This is a genomic window from Rhodococcus sp. (in: high G+C Gram-positive bacteria) (assembly GCF_049286785.1).
In the GTDB taxonomy this organism is placed as follows: Bacteria; Actinomycetota; Actinomycetes; order Mycobacteriales; family Mycobacteriaceae; genus Rhodococcus_F.
Genome location: NZ_JBAQEO010000790.1, coordinates 1 through 17,723, shown reverse-complemented (window position 1 = coordinate 17,723; position 17,723 = coordinate 1). Strand labels below are relative to the sequence as shown.

Genomic DNA, 17,723 nt, shown 5'->3' with positions numbered 1-17,723 from the left:
CGAGCCCTGCTCCGGGCGGAGCAGACCGATCAGCGACTTGAGGAACACCGACTTACCGGTACCCGACGGGCCCAGCAACGCGCTGACCTCACCGGACGGGAGGGTCAGTGTGACGTCCTGCCAGATTCTCTGCGAGCCGAAAGACTTCGTGAGTCCCTCGACAGCAACCTCGACTCCCAAAACTACCTCCGATAAGAATTCCACCCCGAAGAGACCGAGGTGCCAGTACACAGTGGGATCGTTTGAAAGTCAATGAATCCCAAGGATGGGCTCGAAACTCATTGTTACAGTAGACGTTCGATATCTTCGATGATGCGATTGAGCGACCAGCGTAGGTACGCGACATCCTGTGGCGGCTCGAGCTGCTCGTATCCGGTGAGGATATAGAGCCCGAGGTGTGCAAACTGTTCGGCCAGTACCTCGTCGCCGAGGATGCCCGAGATTGCGCCCAGCACGACGCTGTACCGCTGACGGTCCACCATCGCCTGCACTTCTCGAACCTCGGGGTCTGTATGACTCCACGCGCGGATCGCGGATTCCGCGCGGTGCGGGAGATTGGTAGAGAATTCGACCAGCATGTGCAAGCGGCGCAACGGCTCCGCCTCGGTATTCGCCATTTCGACCAGTTGCAGTGTGCGCTCGTCGAGCCATACCTGAAGAAGTTCGGTCTTGAACTCCTGCCAGTTGGCGAAGTAGTTGTAGAACGAGCCCGTCGTGACCTTGAGGTATTTGCACAGGGGAGCGAGCTTGAGGCTGCCATAACCATCCGTGGACAGGATCGCTATTGCAGCGACAAAGTACTCGCTGCGCGATACCAAAGTCGCCACCGGTGCCCCCTAGATCTCTTGCCAGTCCCGTGAGTGTACGAGTTCGTCCGATTCGGGACCGTCCCAGACAGGCCATTGCGCATAAGTTAGCTTATGTTAGATTGGTTTGTGACGCAGGGCACAGGGACATCCGGGCCCAAAGCATTCGATGGAAAGTCAATCTTTCAGGAGACTTCGTGACCGATCGCCCCTACCACCCGCTCAGCGTCTCGCCGCTCTCCTTCTGGGCGAGCACGGCCGAAGAACGCGAAGAGGTCTTCAAGGTCCTGCGGGCCGAGTGCCCCGTCAGCTGGCAGCGGCCCGTCGAGGGTGCGCTGATGCCGCCCGAGAACCTCGGTTTCTGGGCTGTGACCAGCCTCGAGCACATTGTCGAGGTGAGCACCAACCCGGAGATCTTCTGCTCCGGCAGGGGTACGCAGTTCGAGGAGGTTCCCGAAGACCACCTCGAGGCCGCATCGTCCTTCCTGGCGATGGACGCTCCCCAGCATCAGATTCTGCGCAAGCTGATGAGTTCGGCGTTCACCCCCAAGCAGGTCCACAAGATCGAGAGCCAGATCAAAGTTCAGGCAACGCAGATCGTCGACGACCTGATCGAGAGTGGCGGCACTGGCGACTTCGTCAGACAGGTCTCGATGCGTCTGCCGATGTGGACCATCTACGAGATGCTCGGGTTGCCCGAGGATCGACGGGAAGAGGCTGCTCACCATGCCGACGGAATGGTGTCCTGGGCGGACGAGGACGTCGCTGCCGGCCGCGAGCCCGGTGAGGTGTTGAGTGAATCGCTGGTGGCACTGCTCTCGATGGGAATGGAGTTCGCGGAGGAGACTCGCAAGAATCCGCGTAACGACATCTGGACCAATCTGGTGAATGCCGAGGTGGATGGCCACCGGCTGACCGACGAAGAGCTCGGATCGTTCTTCGTTCTTCTCTCCGTTGCCGGCAACGACACCACGCGTAACACGATCACCCTCGGCACCAGAGCATTCTATGATTTCCCCGAACAGCGAGCCCTGTTACTCGAAGATTTCCCCGGACGCATCGGCGGTGCCATCGAGGAGGTAGTCAGATGGGTTTCGCCCGTGATGACGTTCCGTCGCACGGCAACTCGTGACACGGTTCTCGGCGGGCAGCAGATTCGTGAGGGCGAGTGGGTAGCGATGTTTTACGCGTCCGGTAACCGTGACGAGAAGTTCTTCGACGACCCTTGGAAGTTCGATATCTCGCGTACCCCCAACCGGCATGTTGCCTTCGGTGGCGGTGGACCGCACTACTGTCTGGGCAACTTCGTCGCCAAGATCCAACTCCGACACATCTTCGACCAGCTGCTGCACCGTGCGCCGAACCTCCAGCTCGGGGAGCCCGACTTCTTGGTGGGCAACTTCGTGAATGCGGTGAAATCGATGTCCTATTCGCTTGATTGATGAAACCGGCAGCGTGCAAGGGGCACGATCAACCCTTGCGCATAAGTTAACTTATGTTAGTTTCTATGTATGTGACCGGTGGCACCGCGCCGCCTCGCGACGAAGGGAAAGACCATGGGATTCACCAATTCTGATGAGGTTCGCCGTTACATCGGCGGGATCTTCGAGAGCGCGTTCTCCGATCCGGAGCTGGCTCCGAAGCTGAAGGCAACCGGTCTCGTTCTGCGTTTCGACTTTTCCGACCCCGCAACCGATCTCGTGGTCGACCTCGGACAGAACACGGTGGTGCCCGAAGGAGTGGAGTCGGAACCGGCGGCGACCATGTCGATGACCGCCGACACCGGCAATGCCTACTGGCAGGGCAAGGTCAATCTTCCCCTCGCGATGGCCAAGAGCAAGATCAAGGTCGACGGCAACGTCGCCAGCCTGCTCAAGCTCGCACCACTCGGCAAGAAGCTTTTCCCTGTCTACGTTGAGAACCTGAAGCGCGACGGTCGCGAAGACCTCATCGTCAAGTAGTCCCGTCGATCGATCGCGAAGGAACGCGACGTGTCCGCCCCGCACCACACACAACCGAGGAGAATTCCGTGACCGTCGACGCGACACGCGAACCCGCTGCAGTTGGATCAGACGAGCTTCCCGCTCTGATGGCGAAGCTTCGTGGAGTGTATGCCGGAGGCCGGACCCGGGACGTGTCCTGGCGGATTCGCCAGTTGCGCGGAATCGAACGCCTCGTCGAGGAGCGGGAAGGCGAGATTGCGGCCGCACTCGATGCCGACCTCGGCCGCAGCGCGGCCGAGGCCTGGCTCGGTGACATCGCATCGACGAAGGGCGAAGCGGTGTATGCCCGCAAGAAACTGCGCAAGTGGATGCGCCGCCGGTTCCAGCCCATGCCGCTCAACCAGTTCCCCTCGCTCGGGTGGGTTCAGCACGAGCCGCTCGGAGTGGTGCTGATCATCGCGCCGTGGAACTACCCCGTGTACCTGGCGCTGAGTCCCCTGGTTGCCGCCGTGGCCGCCGGGAACTGCGCGGTGGTGAAGCCCTCCGAATTGGCGCCTGCCACTGCGGCGTTGCTGGCCCGGCTGATACCGGAGTATCTCGACAAGGACGCGATTGCCGTGGTCGAGGGCGACGGAATGGTGACACAGGACCTGCTTGCCCAGGGCTTCGATCATGCGCTGTTCACGGGCGGCACCGAGGTGGGGAAGAAGATCATGGCCGGCGCGGCGCCGCATCTGACGCCGGTGACGCTCGAGCTCGGCGGCAAGAGCCCGGTGATCGTCACCAAGGACGCGGACCTCGAGATCACCGCCCGCCGGATCGCCTGGACGAAACTGTTGAACTCCGGACAGACCTGCATCGCCCCTGACTACGTACTCGTCGAGGCGTCGGTCAAGGATGAGCTGGTCCGCCGGATCATCGATACGGTCACGAAGTTCCGTTCGGAGGCACCGAACACCGGCATGCGTGTGGTCAACGCTCGCCAGTTCGAGCGGCTGATCGGATACATCGCGGACACCTCCGGTGAGATCGTGACCGGTGGCGACTTCGATGCCGCATCGTTGACGATCCAACCGACGGTGATCGTGGATCCGAGTCCCACCGATTCCGTCATGCAGGACGAGGTTTTCGGGCCACTTCTTCCGATACTCGCCATCGACTCGCTCGATGCCGCCATCGAGTTCGTGAATGCGCGCCCGAAGCCCCTGGCAACCTACATCTTCACCAGGTCGGGTGCCGCGAAACGCCGGTTGCTGACCGAGATCAGCTCGGGTGGCGCCGTGGTCAATCACATCGCGATGCACTGCCTGGTTCCGCAATTGCCCTTCGGCGGTGTCGGGGCGAGCGGCATGGGCGCCTACCACGGGCGGTGGGGATTCGAGGCGCTGAGCCATCGCAAGGCGGTGCTGTCGAAGACGTTCAAACCTGACCTGCAGTTGATCTATCCCCCGTACACGGACAAGGCGCTCGCGCTCATGCGGAAAGTGTTCTGAGAAAAGAAGGAATGAGCCATGAAGATCATCGTGGATCGAAAGAAGTGCACCGGGCTCGGAATATGTGAGTCCTTGGCGCCGGAGGTATTCGAGGTCGACGACGGCGGCGACCTGAATCTCCTGACGGACGAAGTGCCCGAGGGTGGTCTCGCCGAGGTGGAGGAGGCAATCGCGGGTTGCCCCACCGAGGCATTGCGGCTGGAACGATAAAACAGATGGGCATCGAGCATCTGGTGGTGGCCGGCGCGTCGCTGGCCGGCCTGCGAGCCGTTGAAGCCGCCCGCAAAGCCGGATTCGAGGGACGAATCACCCTCATCGGGGCAGAGGAGCATCTGCCCTACGATCGCCCACCCTTGTCGAAGGCGTATCTCGAGGAGCGCGAGGCCGGAACCGAGCCCGAATCGACCCGGTTCCGCAGCGATGCAGTGCTGCGTGACGAACTCGGTGTCGAACTGGCGCTGGGCGCTCCTGCGACAGGCCTGGACACCGCACAGCGTGCGGTGACGATTCGGGGCGGGCGGCAGATCAGGTACGACGCCCTCGTGATCGCCACCGGCGCCGAGGCCCGCCGGCTGCCCGGAACAGAGCATCTCGCGGGCGTGCACACACTCCGGACGCTCGAGGACGCGGTGGCGGTGCGTGAGGCATTGGACGCCAGGGCGCGGGTGGTGGTGATCGGAGCTGGATTCATCGGGTCCGAGGTGGCCTCGGGCGCGCACAAGCGAGGTTTGCGGCCGACCATCGTCGAGGCGCTTCCCACCCCGCTCATGCGCGCCGTGGGCCGACAGATGGGCGCGGCACTCGGGTCGTTGCACACCTCCCACGGCACCGATCTCCGGTGTGGCATCGGTGTGCGAGCCCTCGAGGGCGACGGAAAGGTCGAGCGCGTGATCCTCGCGGATGGCACCGTGATCCCCGCGGACCTCGTGGTCGTCGGAATCGGTGCGTCGCCCACGGTGGGGTGGCTCGAAGGTTCGGGTCTCATCCTCGACGACGGTGTCGTGTGTGACGAGAATTTGTTCACCGGCGTGGAGGGCGTGTACGCGGCCGGCGATGTAGCACGGTGGCACAACCCGGTATTCGGCAGGCTGATGCGACTCGAGCACTGGACCAGTGCCGCCGAGCAGGGAGCCACCGCGGCCAGGAACGCATTGAATCCAGCAGAAGCGAAGCCGTATTCGACGGTTCCGTACTTCTGGTCGGACTGGTACGACGTTCGGATCCAGTTCGTGGGATCCTCGCAGGCTGAGAAGGTCGTGGTGACCGACGGTGATCTCGGGACGGGTAAGCGCGTTGTCGCGTTGTACCGGGAGGGTGACCGCTTCGTGGGGGCACTCACGGTGAACGGCCAGACCGAGATCATGAAGTATCGCGGCCTGATCGCGAAGGGGTCGTCGTGGGAAGAGGCGCTGGAGTTCTCCGCCATGCGACGGGAGCTGCTCGAGGCCAAGCGGATTACCGCCGCCATCTAGCGCCTCCGCCCGTCGTCAGCGAACCAGGTCCCTGCCGATGAGTTCTTTCATGATCTCCGTCGTCCCGGCGTAGATCGTCTGGATCCGCGTATCCACGTATGCTTTGGCAACCGGATATTCGAGCATGTACCCGTATCCGCCGTGCAGTTGCACGCACCGATCGATCACACGCTTCTGCAGTTCGGTGAGATACCATTTGCCTTTCGCGGCCTCGATGGGCGTGAGAGTGCCTGCGTTGTAGGCCATCACGGATCGATCCACGTAGGCCTCCGCCACGTCGAGCTCGGTGGACATCTCGGCGAGCTGAAAGCGGGTGTTCTGGAAGTCGGCGATGGACTGTCCGAAAGCCCGGCGCTCCTTGCAGTATTCGACGGTCGTCGCGAAGATGGCACGGCTCGTGCACAACGCGGAGGCGGTCACGCCGAGGCGCTCACGCGGAAGATGGCTCATCAGATATTGCAGTCCGTGACCCTCCTCTCCCAGAAGGTTCTCGGCGGGAACTCGGACGTTCTCGAAGAACAGCTCCGCCGTGTCCTGACCGGGCAGCCCCATCTTTTCGAGCTTGCGTCCTCGGATGAAACCGGGCATGTCCCGTTCGACGACGAAGAGGGAGAAGCCGCGCGATCCGGCCTCGGGGTTCGTCCGCGCCGCCACGACTACCAGGTCGGACATGATTCCCGACGTGATGAAGGTCTTCTGCCCGTTGAGGATCCAGTCGTCGCCGTCGCGCCTGGCGTCGGTCTTCATTCCCTGCAGATCGCTGCCGGCTTCCGGTTCCGTCATCGCCAGCGCGCCGATGGTCGTTCCGGCGGCGAAGCCTGGCAGCCAGCGGCGACGCTGCTCCTCGGTCGTGAGGTCCACCAGATAGTGCAGCACCAGGTCGTCCTGCAACATGAGGGTGAGTCCGAAGGAGAGTGCGTTGATCCGGGCCACCTCCTCACATACCACCATGCGGTATCGGTAGTCCGGTTCACCGGAACCGCCGTACCGGGAGTCGATCTGAAGGGCGTAGAGGCCCGATTCGGCGGCGCGAACGTAGACCGAACGATCGATCATCCTCTCCCGATCCCATTCGTCCTGAAAGGGCTGCACTTCGCGGGCGAGGAACGCTCGCACCGATTCTCGGTACAACTCGTGGTCGGGGGTGTACAGGTCGCGGTTCATGGACGGAACCTTTCGATCGGAGGATTGGGTGGCGCAGGACACGGGGGCCGTCTTGACATGAGTAAGCCGTCAGTATTGACTGTTTAATCATATTCGTCAACGAAAGGCGCCCGATATGACCCCCGTGAATCCGGTTGATTCCCTGCCGAAAGACCTTCTGCTAGGCCGGAACGTCTTCATCACAGGTGGGGGGAGTGGGATCAACCTCGGCATCGCGAAGAGCTTCGCCTCCGTGGGGGCGAATGTGGCGATCTGTGGTCGCACCCGTGCCCGTCTCGAGACGGCCGCCGTCGAGTTGCGGGCGCTCGGCGTGGAGGTCTCCATCTCCGCCGCCGACGTTCGGGACGCTGACGCTCTCGAAGCCGCGTTCGAGACGACCCGCGAGGAACTGGGGCCGGTCGATACCGTGGTGGCCGGTGCCGCGGGAAACTTCTTCGCGCCGGCAGAATCGATCAGCTCGAACGGGTTCCGAACGGTACTGGACATCGACTTGCTCGGAAGCTTTCACACCGCGCAGTCGGCGTTTGCGCAGTTGAAGGAGACCGGGGGGAACTTGCTCTTCATCTCCGCGGGACAGTCGTATCTGCCGTTCGCCCACCAAGCGCACGTCGGCGCGGCGAAGGCCGGCGTCGACAACCTGATGCGTAACCTCGCGCTGGAGTGGGGACAGTACGGAATTCGGGCGAATTCGATCGTGCCAGGTCCGATCGAGGGTACCGAGGGCATGGAGCGACTCACAGGCCCCGTCGGTGAGGACGTGTGGACACGCGCCGTACCGCTCGGACGCTTCGGGACCGTCGAAGAAATCGGTGCCATGGCGGTGGTGCTGTCCTCGCCTCTCGGCAGCTACGTCACCGGTGCTCAGATCGTTGTCGACGGAGGACTCGGGCTGTCCGGACTGGGATCGCTCAGTCAGGCCGTGGTAGCCGCGCTCCCGGCAGGCGAATCTAATAGAAAGTAAATAGAGTCACCGAGGGCTTGCGTAACTCGGCTTATGTGTGACATGCTTCACCACGCAGTCCGATTGCGACGCATGAGCAATAGTACTGCCGCTGTGCATGCGTGCCCCCGTTCAGGGAATGCCGCCGACGCGGAGAACCGCCTAATACCCAAGCGAGGAGTGTGGATTCATCGTGCGCGAAAGTGGGCGGTCAGCCGGCGTTCTCTCGGCCGTGAAGTCGGCGGGCCAGACCGCGCCGGTGGTTGTCGGAAGCTTCTACGCCACCGGACTGGAAACATTCCGGTTGATGTTCCGCCGCCCCTTTCAGTTTCGTGAGTTCGTCCAGCAGGCGTGGTTCATCGCCAGTGTGTCCATCGTGCCGACGTTGCTCATGGCAATCCCCTTCTGCGTCATCGTCGTCTTTCAGATCAATCTGCTGCTTACCGAGATCGGTGCGATCGACTTCAGCGGTGCCGGCGCAGGTTTGGCAGTGGTGCGCGAGATCGGACCGGTAGTGACCGTCCTCGTGGTCGCCGGGGCGGGGGCAACCGCTATCTGTGCAGACCTCGGCTCACGGAAGATCCGCGAGGAGATCGATGCCATGCAAGTACTCGGCATCGACCCGATCTCCCGGTTGGTGGTGCCCCGTGTGCTCGCCTCGACCTTTGTCGCGCTCTTCCTGAACGGACTGGTCACCACGGTCGGTCTCATCGGCGGCTATGTGTTCGCAGTATTCCTCCAGGGCGCGACTCCCGGTCAGTTCGTCACCAGCATTCCTGTTCTCACCACTGTGGGTGATCTCGTTGTGAGCGAAATGAAAGCGGGAGTGTTCGGTCTGCTCGCCGGCCTGGTGGCCTGCCACCTCGGGCTCGGTGCCAAAGGTGGGCCGAAGGGCGTGGGAGACGCGGTGAACCAGACCGTGGTCTTCAGCTTCGTCCTTCTCTTCCTCGCCAACTCGATCATCACGACTATCTCGCTGCAACTTCGGTGAGCGGGTTCAAGGAGAACAGATGACCCAGGACTCGGTGACGAAGGACGGCGCCGGCGGTAGCCGACAGGCTCGCGCCCTGCTGCGCGCCGCGGACAGTCCCATAGAGTACCTCGCGGAAATGGGCCGGCAGGTGTCCTTCTATGCGCGAAGTTTCGGGTGGATCAGAAAGACGCTCGTCCAGTACCGCAAAGAGGTGATGCGACTCGTCGCGGAGGTGAGCCTGGGCACCGGCGCACTCGCCGTGATCGGCGGCAGCGTGGTTGTCATCGGATTTCTTACCGCTGCAGCGGGTTACGAGGTAGGGCAGCAGGGAACGAAGACACTCGGCAACGTGGGTATCTCCGCGATGGCGGGATTCGTCTCGGCCTTCATCAATACCCGTGAAGCCATTCCCGTCATCGCGGGTGTGGCGCTGACGGCGACCGTCGGCGCCGGTTTCACTGCCCAGCTCGGGGCTATGAGGGTGAGTGAGGAAATCGACGCGCTCGAGGCGATGTCGATCCCCTCGCTTCCGTACCTGGTGACCACCCGCGTCATCGCCGGATTGATCGCCATCGTCCCCCTCTATGCCATCGCGCTGATCATGGGGTACGCGTCGACGCAGGTCGTGACCGTGTGGTTGGCGGGGCAGTCGAGCGGAACCTACGCGCACTACTTCAACGTCTTCCTGGTGCCGTCGGATGTGCTGTGGTCGCTGGTGAAGGTGCTGGCCATGGCGCTGGTCGTCATGTCGGTGCACTGCTACCACGGCTACAACGCGAGCGGCGGACCTGCCGGTGTCGGGATGGCCGTGGGCCGTGCGGTGCGCACGTCGCTGATCGCAATCATGGTGGTGGACCTGCTCATCGGCATCGCCGTCTACGGCGGCGCGGGTGCCGGCGCACGGATCTCGGGGTGACGTCGTGAGTGCACCTCTAGCGCTTTCCCGCGGCGCACTGGCACTGCGCGGTGCCGGATTGATCGTCGTCGTCGTCCTGTTGAGCTTGCTGTCCGTCGGGTTCTACAGCGATTTCTTCACTTCCACCGCGAAGGTGACCTTGCTGACCGACCGTGCCGGACTTCTCATGGACGAGGGTTCGGACGTGAAGGTGAACGGCGTCGTCGTCGGGTCTGTATCGAAAGTGTCCTACACAGGCGACAAGGCCGAGTTGGAACTGTCGATGAAGCCCGACGAGCTCGCCACCATTCCGGCCGGGGTCTCCGCCGAACTCGAACCGACGACGCTGTTCGGACGGAAGTTCGTGACCCTCGTGGCCCCCGAGTCCGCCGGCTCCGGAATGCTCGCGGCCGGTTCGGTGATCGACGCGTCCCGCACCACGATCGAGGTCAACGACGTCTTCAGCACGTTGACCACCGTGCTCGATTCCCTGGAACCGAGCAAGGTCAATTCCACGCTGACGGCGGCGGCGACCGCCCTGCAAGGCCGGGGTTCGAAGCTGGGGGACGTGCTCAGTCAGGTCGACACCTATCTGACGCGGTTCAACGGCAGCACAGATGTGCTGCAGCGTGACATCACCAAGCTGGCGGACAACGCGGACACCTTCGCGGACGCCTCGCCCGCGTTCCTGCAGATGGTCGACAATTTCTCCGTCACCAGCGATTCGATCGTCGAGAAGGACGCGCAACTCAGCGCGTTTCTGTTGAGCTTCACCGGTATGGGCAATGCGGGCACTCAGTTCTTCGAAGAGACCGGCCCGCCCTTGATTCAGGCACTCGATGTTCTGGACCCCACCACCAAGCTGTTCGCCGAGTACTCCCCGGAATACACATGCTTCGCGGCCGCGATGAACCAGAGCCGCAAGTTGCTCGAGAACACGCTCGGCGCAACGCGTCCCGGATTGAACGTGCTGTCGACCGTGCTGTTCGGCGACCCACCATACGCGCCGGGGAAGAACCTGCCGGTCAACGGTGCCGACAATCCACCGAACTGCTATGGCGCCCCAATGGGTCCGGGTGACGCGAAGCCCGCGCAGACGAACTTCAACGACGGCTCCGACGCGTACCAGCGGGAGTTCGAGTTCGGGGAACTGGCGAAATCGCCATTGTTCTCCCTCCTCTTCGGCCCCGACAACATGTTTGGACCCGCGAAATGACATCGAAGGCACCTGGATTCAAGCTCATCATCTTCATGCTGGTGACGACGGTGACGACCGCATTGCTCGCGACGGTTGTCGGCAACATGCGCTTCGGGCCGAGCCGGTCGTACTCGGCGATCTTCGTCAACGCGTCGGGCCTCGTTCCCGGGGAGGAGGTCAAGGTTGCCGGCGTCCCCATCGGAAAGGTGGAGGCGGTGCGGCTACGCGGGACCACCGAGAGCATTGTCGAGTTCACGGTGTCCGAGGATCGTCCGTTGCTCAGCGGAACTGTCGCCGCGGTGAAGTACAAGAACTTGATCGGTGACCGGTATCTGGAGCTGACCAACGGCCCTGGTGAGATGACACCGCTCTCGGAGGAGGAGCCGATACCGTCCGACCGGACGCAGCCGGCGCTGGATCTCGACGAACTCGTCAACGGGTTCAAACCGCTTCTGCAAGGGCTGGATCCGGAACAGACCAACCGGCTCTCGGTGGCACTCATCGAGGTCTTGAACGGTCAGACCGAAACCATCGGCCTGCTCGTGCAGGAGATTGCGACGTTGACGAACACTCTCGCGGATCGCGATCAGGTGATCGGACGACTGATCTCCAATCTCGATGCCGTACTCGCGACCGTGGATGCGCGCGCTGATCAGTTTTCGAAGATCGTGCAGCAGATTCAGAGTCTCATCGGCGGGCTCTCCGCCGACCGCGAGATGATCACGGGGTCGCTCGTCGACATCGACAATGCGAGCGCGACCATGGCCGGGCTCCTGGGCGACACACGCCCCTCGATTCAGCAGGACATCACCGAACTCGGGTCGTTGTCCCGAAACCTGAACTCCAGCACCGACACGCTGAACTTCGCGATGGGTGAGCTTCCGCAGTTCTACAAGCGAATGGGCCGCGTGGCGTACGGAAACTTCGTGAACTTCTACGTCTGCGGCCTGGCCATTCGGTATCCGGCGGTGAGCGGCCACGCAGATACGCCCATGTTCATCTCCCCAGTCGAGAGGTGCCAGTAGTTTCATGAAGTCCTTTCTGGAACGCAGACCGGGGCCGATCGGGCTGATCGGAACCGGAGTGATCGCCGCGGTCCTGGTGGCGGCATTCAATTTCGAATCCCTCCCGGGTGTGAACGACGCAGTCGACTACAAGGCCAGGTTCGCCGACGCGAGTGGATTGCACAGCGGCGACGACGTGGAGATCGCGGGCGTCAAGGTCGGTAAGGTCACCGAAATCGAGCTGGCGGGTACCGCGGTCGAGGTGTCGTTCACCGCCGACACGGACAACGCAGCGCTGGGCGATGCGACCACCGCTGCCATCAAAGTACAGACGGCGCTGGGCCGCAGATTCATCGAACTCGAATCCCGCGGATCGGGCGAGCTGGACGAGGGTGCGACGATCGCGATCGAAAGAACGACCGCCGGATTCGACATCACGGACTCGCTGTCGGAGGTGACCCGGACGGTCACCGAGACGGACGTCGACAAGCTGTCGCAGGCCCTCGACGTCACCGGAGAAATGTTCTCGGACCTGCCCCCCGAACTGCAGTCGTCGCTCGACGGGCTCTCGCGGTTGTCGAACACCATCTCGTCCAGAGATGGTGAATTGCGTCAGATGGCGACGCACGCCAACGGTGTGTCCGGGGTCCTGGCGGAGCGCAACCAGCAACTGGTCGCGCTGATGGGAGACGGACGTGCGCTCTTCGCGGCGCTGAACGAGCGTGCTGAAACCATCCGCACCCTCTTGATCAACGTGCGTGAGGTCGCCAACCAGCTGAGCGCGCTGGCCGACGAAAACCGCGCGGCGATCGGACCGACGCTGGCCGAGCTCGAGACCGTCACCGCCACCTTGAACAGCAACTACGGCAATCTCAACGAGGCACTGACCCGGATGGCGCCGTTCATCCGGAACCTGAACGAGGCGGTGAGCAGTGGCCCGTACTTCGGTGTCATTCTCCAGAACATCCTTCCGGCCGACCTGCGGGGTCAGATGCCGAACAGCTTCGGTGGGGGTAACTAGATGACGGGCCGCAGATATACCGGATGGATCATCGGGTTCGTCGCCCTTGCGCTGGTGGTGTCGGCAGTCACGTACGCCGCGGTTCGCGCGCAGACGAAACACGCCACCATCTACTTCACCAACTCGGCGGGCATGTACGTCGGTGACCCGGTGTCCGTCCTCGGCGTCCCGATCGGGACGATCGACGAGATCGTTCCCGACGGATCACGCGTGCGGGTAGAGGTGAGCTACGACAGCAAGTACCAGGTGCCGGCGGACACGAAGGCTGCGATCGTGTCCCCGACGCTCGTCACGGGACGGTACGTGCAGTTCGCTCCCGTGTACGAGGGCGGTCCGGTTCTCGAGGACGGCGCAGTCATCGACGTCGACCGTACGGCGGTGCCTGTCGAATTCGACCAGGTGAAAGAGCAATTGGCGCAAATGGCCTCGGACCTCGGTCCGGAAGGCCTCAACGCGGACGGCAGTGTCAACCGGTTCCTCGAGTCGACGGCGACCGCCTTCGACGGTAAGGGCAGGAGCATCCACGACACCATCGTGGCGCTCTCCGAAGCCTCGGCGACTCTCGAAGGCGGCAGCGACGACTTCTTCGGAACGGTGAATGGTCTGCAGACCTTCGTGACCGCTCTCGCACAGAGCGATCGTGACGTGGTGGGGTTCAGCAACGAACTCACGTCCGTGTCGCAGGTGCTGAACAACAACCGCACCGAGCTCGACGCCGCGTTGCACGCGCTCGGGCCGGCGATGACCAATGTCCAGCAGTTCGTCGCAGACAATCGCGACGCACTCTCCACCGACCTCAGCGAACTCACGAAGGTGAGCGGACTGCTGGTGGAACGGATCGACGAGATTGCCGCCGTCCTGCATATCGCTCCGACGGCACTGTCAAACCTCTACAACATCTACGACCGGGACGCGAACTCCCTGACCGGTGCCCTGATGGTTCCGGACAAGGTTGATCCGCTGAAGCTGATCTGCGGTCTGGTGACCACTGTCGGGGCACCGCAGCAGGAATGCGCCAACGTCACCGACGCCTTGCGCGGTGCGGCCGTGTCGCCCGCCTCGATGGAAGGCCTGATGATGCCCACCACCGGAGGTGGACGATGACGGCAAACCCCCGACGTTCCCGCGCGGCGCGCAGCACGGCCGTATCCGTGTTCGCTGCCGGAATGCTCCTGACCCTCGCAGGGTGCCGATTCGATGGCATCAATTCCTATGCACTACCGGGTAATTCGATCGACGGCGACTCTTACCGGGTGACGGTGGAGATGGAGGACATCCAGAACCTGGTCGCCAACTCGGAGGTCAAGGCGGACAACGTCACCATCGGCACGATACGCAAGGTCGACATCGAGGGGTGGACCGCAGAGCTCACCCTCGACATCAGTGAAGATGTGGAACTGCCGGCGAACGTCACCGCGAAGCTGGCCCAGAAGAGTCTGCTGGGTGCGCAGTATCTGGAACTGACCACCCCGGCGGGCCAGGATGCGGTGGGCCGACTCGGAGGCGGTGACACCATCCCGATCTCCCGCACCAGCCGGTACCCCGAGACCGAGGAAGTGCTCTCCACCCTGTCCCTCGTTCTCAATGGCAGTGGTCTGGAGCAGATCCGGACGATCACTTCGGAATTGAACAACGTCATGAGTGGCCGCGAGGAGAACATCCACGGCATGCTCAGCAACCTCGAAGTCTTCGTCCGGAGCCTCGACGAGCAGCGCGGCAACATCACGCGGGCGATCGACAGTCTCGACCGGCTCGCCGGGGTGCTCGGCGAGCAGACCGTGACGATCGACCGGGGAATCGAATCCATCCAGCCGGCCGTCGAGATACTGGATCGGCAGCAGAATGATCTCGAGGCGATGCTGCGCAGCGTCGGCGCCTTCGGCGACGTCGCGCACCGTGTGCTCGACAGTAGTGGTGACGATCTCACGGCGAATCTGACGAGCCTCGCCCCGACACTCACGGAGCTTGCAGCCGCGGGTTCCGACCTCCCCGAGGCGTTGATCCTCGCGGCCTCGGTGCCCTTCCCCCTCACCAGCGCGGAGAACATCGTGAAGGGTGACTATCTCAACCTCTTCATGACATTGGACCTCAGCACACAGACGATCTCGAACGACATCCTCGGGAGCATTCCCGTGGACCACTGGGCCGGCCTGCGCAACGCCACCAGGGCATCGAATCCGTTCCTGGCGCCGACCGAAGACGGGAACGCTCTGGAAACTCTCACACAGGGGACGCCGCGATGACTCTCACCAGAACAGTGCGTATACAGCTGATGGTCTTCGCGATCCTGACGGTGCTCGGCGTGACCTACTCGACCTTCAATTACGCTGGCCTGCAGCGATTCACCGGGATCGGTACCTATACGGTCGAAGCCGAGTTCACCGACGCGAGCGGCCTCTACGTCAACGGGATCGTCACCTATCGGGGAATCGACATCGGCACCGTGACAGATATCGCGACGGCTCCGGTCGGCGCGGTGGCGACGATGCAGTTGCGTTCCGGTACCGACGTCCCCGCCGGGACAACGGCACAGATCCGCAGCGTGTCGGCGATCGGCGAGCAAAACATCGATCTGCAGCCGACTACCACCGTGGGCCCGTACCTGGGCGACGGCGATGTCATTCCGGTGGGCCGGACTTCGGTCCCCACCTCGGCGAGCACTCTGCTGACCAACGCGGACGAATTCCTGCAGTCGATTCCGCTGAACGCGCTACGCACGACCCTCGACGAGGCCTCGGCCGCGTTCGACGGGACGGGCCCCGCACTGGGACGGTTGATCGACTCGTCCGGCGGGATTCTCGAGGACGCCCAGAAGACGATCGATCCCACCCTGAGGTTGCTCTCGGACGGCGAGACGCTGCTGGACGTGGGCAACGAGATCAGTGGCGACGTCGGCTCGTTCACCAGCGATCTGGCGTCGTTCACGCAGCAGTTGCGGATGAACGACGAACAGATCAGATCCACGCTCGACGTGGGTCCGGAGTTCGCCGCCACCGTCGGTGGCACTCTGAACGACATTCGACCGGCAACGCAGCTCCTGCTGGAGAACCTGCAATCGGTGGGGCAGGTATTCGAGGTGAACCTTCCGAATCTCCGTCACATTCTGGTGGTGTACCCGGCGCTCGCCTCGATCGCAAGCTACGCCCACCAGGGGATGCAGCTCAGCGGCGATCCGAACGAGCCCCAGGGTCCGCTCGACGTGAAGCTGGCCGATACCCAGCAGGCAGGACCGTGCACCGTGGGATTCGAGGACATCGAGCGACGCGATCCCTCCGACCTGAGCCCGGCGGAGCCGTCTACCAACACGTACTGCCGTTTGCCGCAGGACGACCCCCGCTCGGTCCGTGGGGCGCGCAACCTCCCCTGTGCGACGAATCCGTCCGTCCGCACCGCCGAGATATCCGAGTGCCCGAAGGGGCTGCCCTCGACCTGGCCGGGCATGCTGTCCCGGCCGGGACAGCCCGGCGCCCAGCAGCAGGAGCCTCCAGCGGGTGTCGTGGCGCCTGCCGGTTTGGACAGCGGCACGTACGACACACGGTCTTATGACGCCGTGCCGTACGACCCTGCTACCGGACGCTTCATTGCGCCGGACGGAGTCACGTACACACTGACGGAGGCGGCCGAAGCCACGTCGAGGGGATCGACACCAGAGTCCGAGGAGGACGCGAAATGGCAGTCTCTACTGCTGAATCCGGTGCTGACATGATCGAGGCCGGTTCGGAGCCAGCACTCGAGAACGAAGCGAGCGTGTCACCACGTGAGCCGGGTGCGCGCGGTCTGACCGTGTTCCTCGTGATCTCTGTGCTCCTTGCCCTCGCGGCGGCGGCCTTCGGAACAGTTCTGTATTTCGGCCAGCGCGACTTCGAGAATGCGAATGCGCGCGACGCCCGGATTCTCGACACGGCACGGCAGGTATCGGTGAACCTCGTGACGCTGCGGTACGCCACTGCGCAGGAGGACCTGGACCGCATCCTCGGGGGAACCACCGGCTCGTTCCGGGACCAATTCACCGATGTATCCGGAAGCTTCACGCAGGTTCTCGCGCAGGGCCAGGTGGAATCGACCGGTGAGGTGAAGTCCGTGGGCTTGGTCGAGGCGGACGACCGAAAGGCGACAGTGCTTGCCGCCGTCACGTCGACAGTGAAGAACACGGAGGCCCCCGATGGGGACATGCGCAGCTACCGCATGAAAGTCAGTCTCGAGAACATCGATTCTTCCTGGCTCGTATCGAATGTGGAGTTTGTGCCGTGAGCAATGATTCGAAGAACAAGATGAATCCCTCCGCCCGCATCGCCGGCTGGCCGGCGGCTACCCGCCGGATCGTCACCGCCGCAGCGACCCTCGTCGCCGCCGGGACGGTCGCGGCGGCCGCGATGCTGTTCGTGCAGGACCGGGGTGACGAGAGAACGCTGGATGCGCGGTCGTCGGCAACGTCCGCTGCGGTGGAGAAGGTGCCCGTCCTGCTCTCCTACGACTTCAACTCGGTCGATGCGCAACTCGGCGCTGCTCTGGAGAGTCTGACCGGTGACTTCCGGAAGCAGTACGAAACATTGGCCGGCCAGGTGATCGCGCCCGCGGCGAGGGAGAAGTCCGTCACCACGTCGGCGACCGTCGTCGAATCTGCAGTGGTCGAATCGTCGGAGAACGAGGTGACGTTGCTGCTCTTCCTCAACCAGACCACGACGTCCCGTGATCGCGCGGAACCGAAGCTCGACGGAAGCAGGGTCACCGTCGCCATGGAGAAGGTCGGGGACGATTGGAAGATCGCCGACGTGACTCCGGTCTGATTCCCTAGTTTTCACATCGGTGAGGGT

Annotated in this window: 19 protein-coding genes; 16 read left to right on the top strand and 3 right to left on the bottom strand. The window is 63.1% G+C overall.

All coding sequences use genetic code 11. The features are described from left to right. A partial coding sequence (locus tag WAW17_RS28575; protein WP_422336228.1) for an ATP-binding cassette domain-containing protein occupies positions 1-180 on the bottom strand: 180 nt, incomplete at its 3' end. Between the two features lie 104 nt (positions 181-284). Continuing rightward, positions 285-827, bottom strand: coding sequence for a TetR/AcrR family transcriptional regulator (locus WAW17_RS28570; RefSeq protein ID WP_422336227.1), 543 nt, complete (start codon positions 825-827; stop codon positions 285-287). A 176-nt stretch (positions 828-1,003) separates the two neighbouring features. On the opposite strand from WAW17_RS28570, the gene WAW17_RS28565 reads away from it, so the two are divergent. From WAW17_RS28565 to WAW17_RS28545, 5 genes are all read left to right on the top strand, one after another. Beyond that, a complete protein-coding gene (locus WAW17_RS28565) occupies positions 1,004-2,248 on the top strand; it encodes a cytochrome P450 (RefSeq protein WP_422336226.1) in 1,245 nt (414 codons plus the stop codon). Between the two features lie 114 nt (positions 2,249-2,362). After that, entirely contained in the window at positions 2,363-2,767 is a 405-nt protein-coding gene (locus WAW17_RS28560; protein WP_422336225.1) for an SCP2 sterol-binding domain-containing protein, read from the top strand. A 128-nt stretch (positions 2,768-2,895) separates the two neighbouring features. Next, positions 2,896-4,242 (top strand): aldehyde dehydrogenase family protein, encoded by a 1,347-nt coding sequence (locus WAW17_RS28555; RefSeq protein ID WP_422336230.1) that lies wholly within the window; start codon positions 2,896-2,898, stop codon positions 4,240-4,242. Between the two features lie 18 nt (positions 4,243-4,260). Then, a complete protein-coding gene (locus WAW17_RS28550) occupies positions 4,261-4,452 on the top strand; it encodes a ferredoxin (RefSeq protein ID WP_422336224.1) in 192 nt (63 codons plus the stop codon). Between the two features lie 5 nt (positions 4,453-4,457). Further along, the gene (locus WAW17_RS28545) at positions 4,458-5,714 is read left to right on the top strand and encodes an NAD(P)/FAD-dependent oxidoreductase (protein ID WP_422336223.1); all 1,257 of its coding nucleotides are present in this window, start codon (positions 4,458-4,460) and stop codon (positions 5,712-5,714) included. A gap of 15 nt (positions 5,715-5,729) precedes the next feature. Here the strand turns inward: WAW17_RS28545 and WAW17_RS28540 are convergent, their stop codons facing one another. Further along, positions 5,730-6,878 carry an acyl-CoA dehydrogenase family protein gene (locus tag WAW17_RS28540; protein ID WP_422336222.1) on the bottom strand — a complete coding sequence of 383 codons (1,149 nt, stop codon included), beginning with the start codon at positions 6,876-6,878 and terminating at the stop codon, positions 5,730-5,732. A gap of 115 nt (positions 6,879-6,993) precedes the next feature. Here WAW17_RS28540 and WAW17_RS28535 point away from each other — a divergent pair, with 115 nt between their 5' ends. From WAW17_RS28535 to WAW17_RS28485, 11 genes are all read left to right on the top strand, one after another. Next, positions 6,994-7,839 carry an SDR family oxidoreductase gene (locus WAW17_RS28535; protein ID WP_422336221.1) on the top strand — a complete coding sequence of 282 codons (846 nt, stop codon included), beginning with the start codon at positions 6,994-6,996 and terminating at the stop codon, positions 7,837-7,839. A 286-nt stretch (positions 7,840-8,125) separates the two neighbouring features. Continuing rightward, positions 8,126-8,809: an MlaE family ABC transporter permease gene (locus WAW17_RS28530; protein WP_422336229.1), complete on the top strand. Its 684-nt coding sequence runs from the start codon at positions 8,126-8,128 to the stop codon at positions 8,807-8,809. A gap of 19 nt (positions 8,810-8,828) precedes the next feature. Continuing rightward, positions 8,829-9,707, top strand: a complete 879-nt coding sequence (locus WAW17_RS28525; RefSeq protein ID WP_422336220.1) for an MlaE family ABC transporter permease — start codon at positions 8,829-8,831, stop codon at positions 9,705-9,707. A 4-nt stretch (positions 9,708-9,711) separates the two neighbouring features. Further along, the gene (locus tag WAW17_RS28520; RefSeq protein ID WP_422336219.1) at positions 9,712-10,902 is read left to right on the top strand and encodes an MCE family protein; all 1,191 of its coding nucleotides are present in this window, start codon (positions 9,712-9,714) and stop codon (positions 10,900-10,902) included. Beyond that, positions 10,899-11,909 carry an MCE family protein gene (locus tag WAW17_RS28515; RefSeq protein WP_422336218.1) on the top strand — a complete coding sequence of 337 codons (1,011 nt, stop codon included), beginning with the start codon at positions 10,899-10,901 and terminating at the stop codon, positions 11,907-11,909. Before WAW17_RS28520 ends, WAW17_RS28515 begins: the two co-directional genes overlap by 4 nt. A 4-nt stretch (positions 11,910-11,913) precedes the next feature. After that, positions 11,914-12,909, top strand: coding sequence for an MCE family protein (locus WAW17_RS28510; RefSeq protein WP_422336217.1), 996 nt, complete (start codon positions 11,914-11,916; stop codon positions 12,907-12,909). Then, positions 12,910-14,013 carry an MCE family protein gene (locus WAW17_RS28505; protein WP_422336216.1) on the top strand — a complete coding sequence of 368 codons (1,104 nt, stop codon included), beginning with the start codon at positions 12,910-12,912 and terminating at the stop codon, positions 14,011-14,013. It abuts the gene before it with no gap. Then, positions 14,010-15,152: an MCE family protein gene (locus WAW17_RS28500; RefSeq protein WP_422336215.1), complete on the top strand. Its 1,143-nt coding sequence runs from the start codon at positions 14,010-14,012 to the stop codon at positions 15,150-15,152. The genes WAW17_RS28505 and WAW17_RS28500 overlap by 4 nt, the downstream gene beginning before the upstream one ends. After that, positions 15,149-16,615: an MCE family protein gene (locus tag WAW17_RS28495; protein WP_422336214.1), complete on the top strand. Its 1,467-nt coding sequence runs from the start codon at positions 15,149-15,151 to the stop codon at positions 16,613-16,615. Before WAW17_RS28500 ends, WAW17_RS28495 begins: the two co-directional genes overlap by 4 nt. Next, positions 16,579-17,160: a hypothetical protein gene (locus WAW17_RS28490; RefSeq protein WP_422336213.1), complete on the top strand. Its 582-nt coding sequence runs from the start codon at positions 16,579-16,581 to the stop codon at positions 17,158-17,160. The genes WAW17_RS28495 and WAW17_RS28490 overlap by 37 nt, the downstream gene beginning before the upstream one ends. After that, on the top strand, positions 17,157-17,696 hold the full coding sequence (locus tag WAW17_RS28485; protein ID WP_422336212.1) for a hypothetical protein: 540 nt from the start codon (positions 17,157-17,159) through the stop codon (positions 17,694-17,696). The genes WAW17_RS28490 and WAW17_RS28485 overlap by 4 nt, the downstream gene beginning before the upstream one ends. Positions 17,697-17,723: the final 27 nt, after the last annotated feature.

What these genes read in the sequence shown, in the direction of transcription:
- WAW17_RS28560 (WP_422336225.1), top strand. Translation starts at nt 2,363, where the DNA reads ATGGGATTCACCAATTCTGATGAGGTTCGCCGTTACATCGGCGGGATC.
- WAW17_RS28545 (WP_422336223.1), top strand. Translation starts at nt 4,458, where the DNA reads ATGGGCATCGAGCATCTGGTGGTGGCCGGCGCGTCGCTGGCCGGCCTG.
- WAW17_RS28515 (WP_422336218.1), top strand. Translation starts at nt 10,899, where the DNA reads ATGACATCGAAGGCACCTGGATTCAAGCTCATCATCTTCATGCTGGTG.
- WAW17_RS28490 (WP_422336213.1), top strand. Translation starts at nt 16,579, where the DNA reads ATGGCAGTCTCTACTGCTGAATCCGGTGCTGACATGATCGAGGCCGGT.
- WAW17_RS28505 (WP_422336216.1), top strand. Translation starts at nt 12,910, where the DNA reads ATGACGGGCCGCAGATATACCGGATGGATCATCGGGTTCGTCGCCCTT.
- WAW17_RS28495 (WP_422336214.1), top strand. Translation starts at nt 15,149, where the DNA reads ATGACTCTCACCAGAACAGTGCGTATACAGCTGATGGTCTTCGCGATC.
- WAW17_RS28550 (WP_422336224.1), top strand. Translation starts at nt 4,261, where the DNA reads ATGAAGATCATCGTGGATCGAAAGAAGTGCACCGGGCTCGGAATATGT.
- WAW17_RS28525 (WP_422336220.1), top strand. Translation starts at nt 8,829, where the DNA reads ATGACCCAGGACTCGGTGACGAAGGACGGCGCCGGCGGTAGCCGACAG.
- WAW17_RS28540 (WP_422336222.1), bottom strand. Translation starts at nt 6,878, where the DNA reads ATGAACCGCGACCTGTACACCCCCGACCACGAGTTGTACCGAGAATCG.
- WAW17_RS28555 (WP_422336230.1), top strand. Translation starts at nt 2,896, where the DNA reads ATGGCGAAGCTTCGTGGAGTGTATGCCGGAGGCCGGACCCGGGACGTG.
- WAW17_RS28500 (WP_422336215.1), top strand. Translation starts at nt 14,010, where the DNA reads ATGACGGCAAACCCCCGACGTTCCCGCGCGGCGCGCAGCACGGCCGTA.
- WAW17_RS28530 (WP_422336229.1), top strand. Translation starts at nt 8,126, where the DNA reads ATGTTCCGCCGCCCCTTTCAGTTTCGTGAGTTCGTCCAGCAGGCGTGG.
- WAW17_RS28535 (WP_422336221.1), top strand. Translation starts at nt 6,994, where the DNA reads ATGACCCCCGTGAATCCGGTTGATTCCCTGCCGAAAGACCTTCTGCTA.
- WAW17_RS28510 (WP_422336217.1), top strand. Translation starts at nt 11,914, where the DNA reads ATGAAGTCCTTTCTGGAACGCAGACCGGGGCCGATCGGGCTGATCGGA.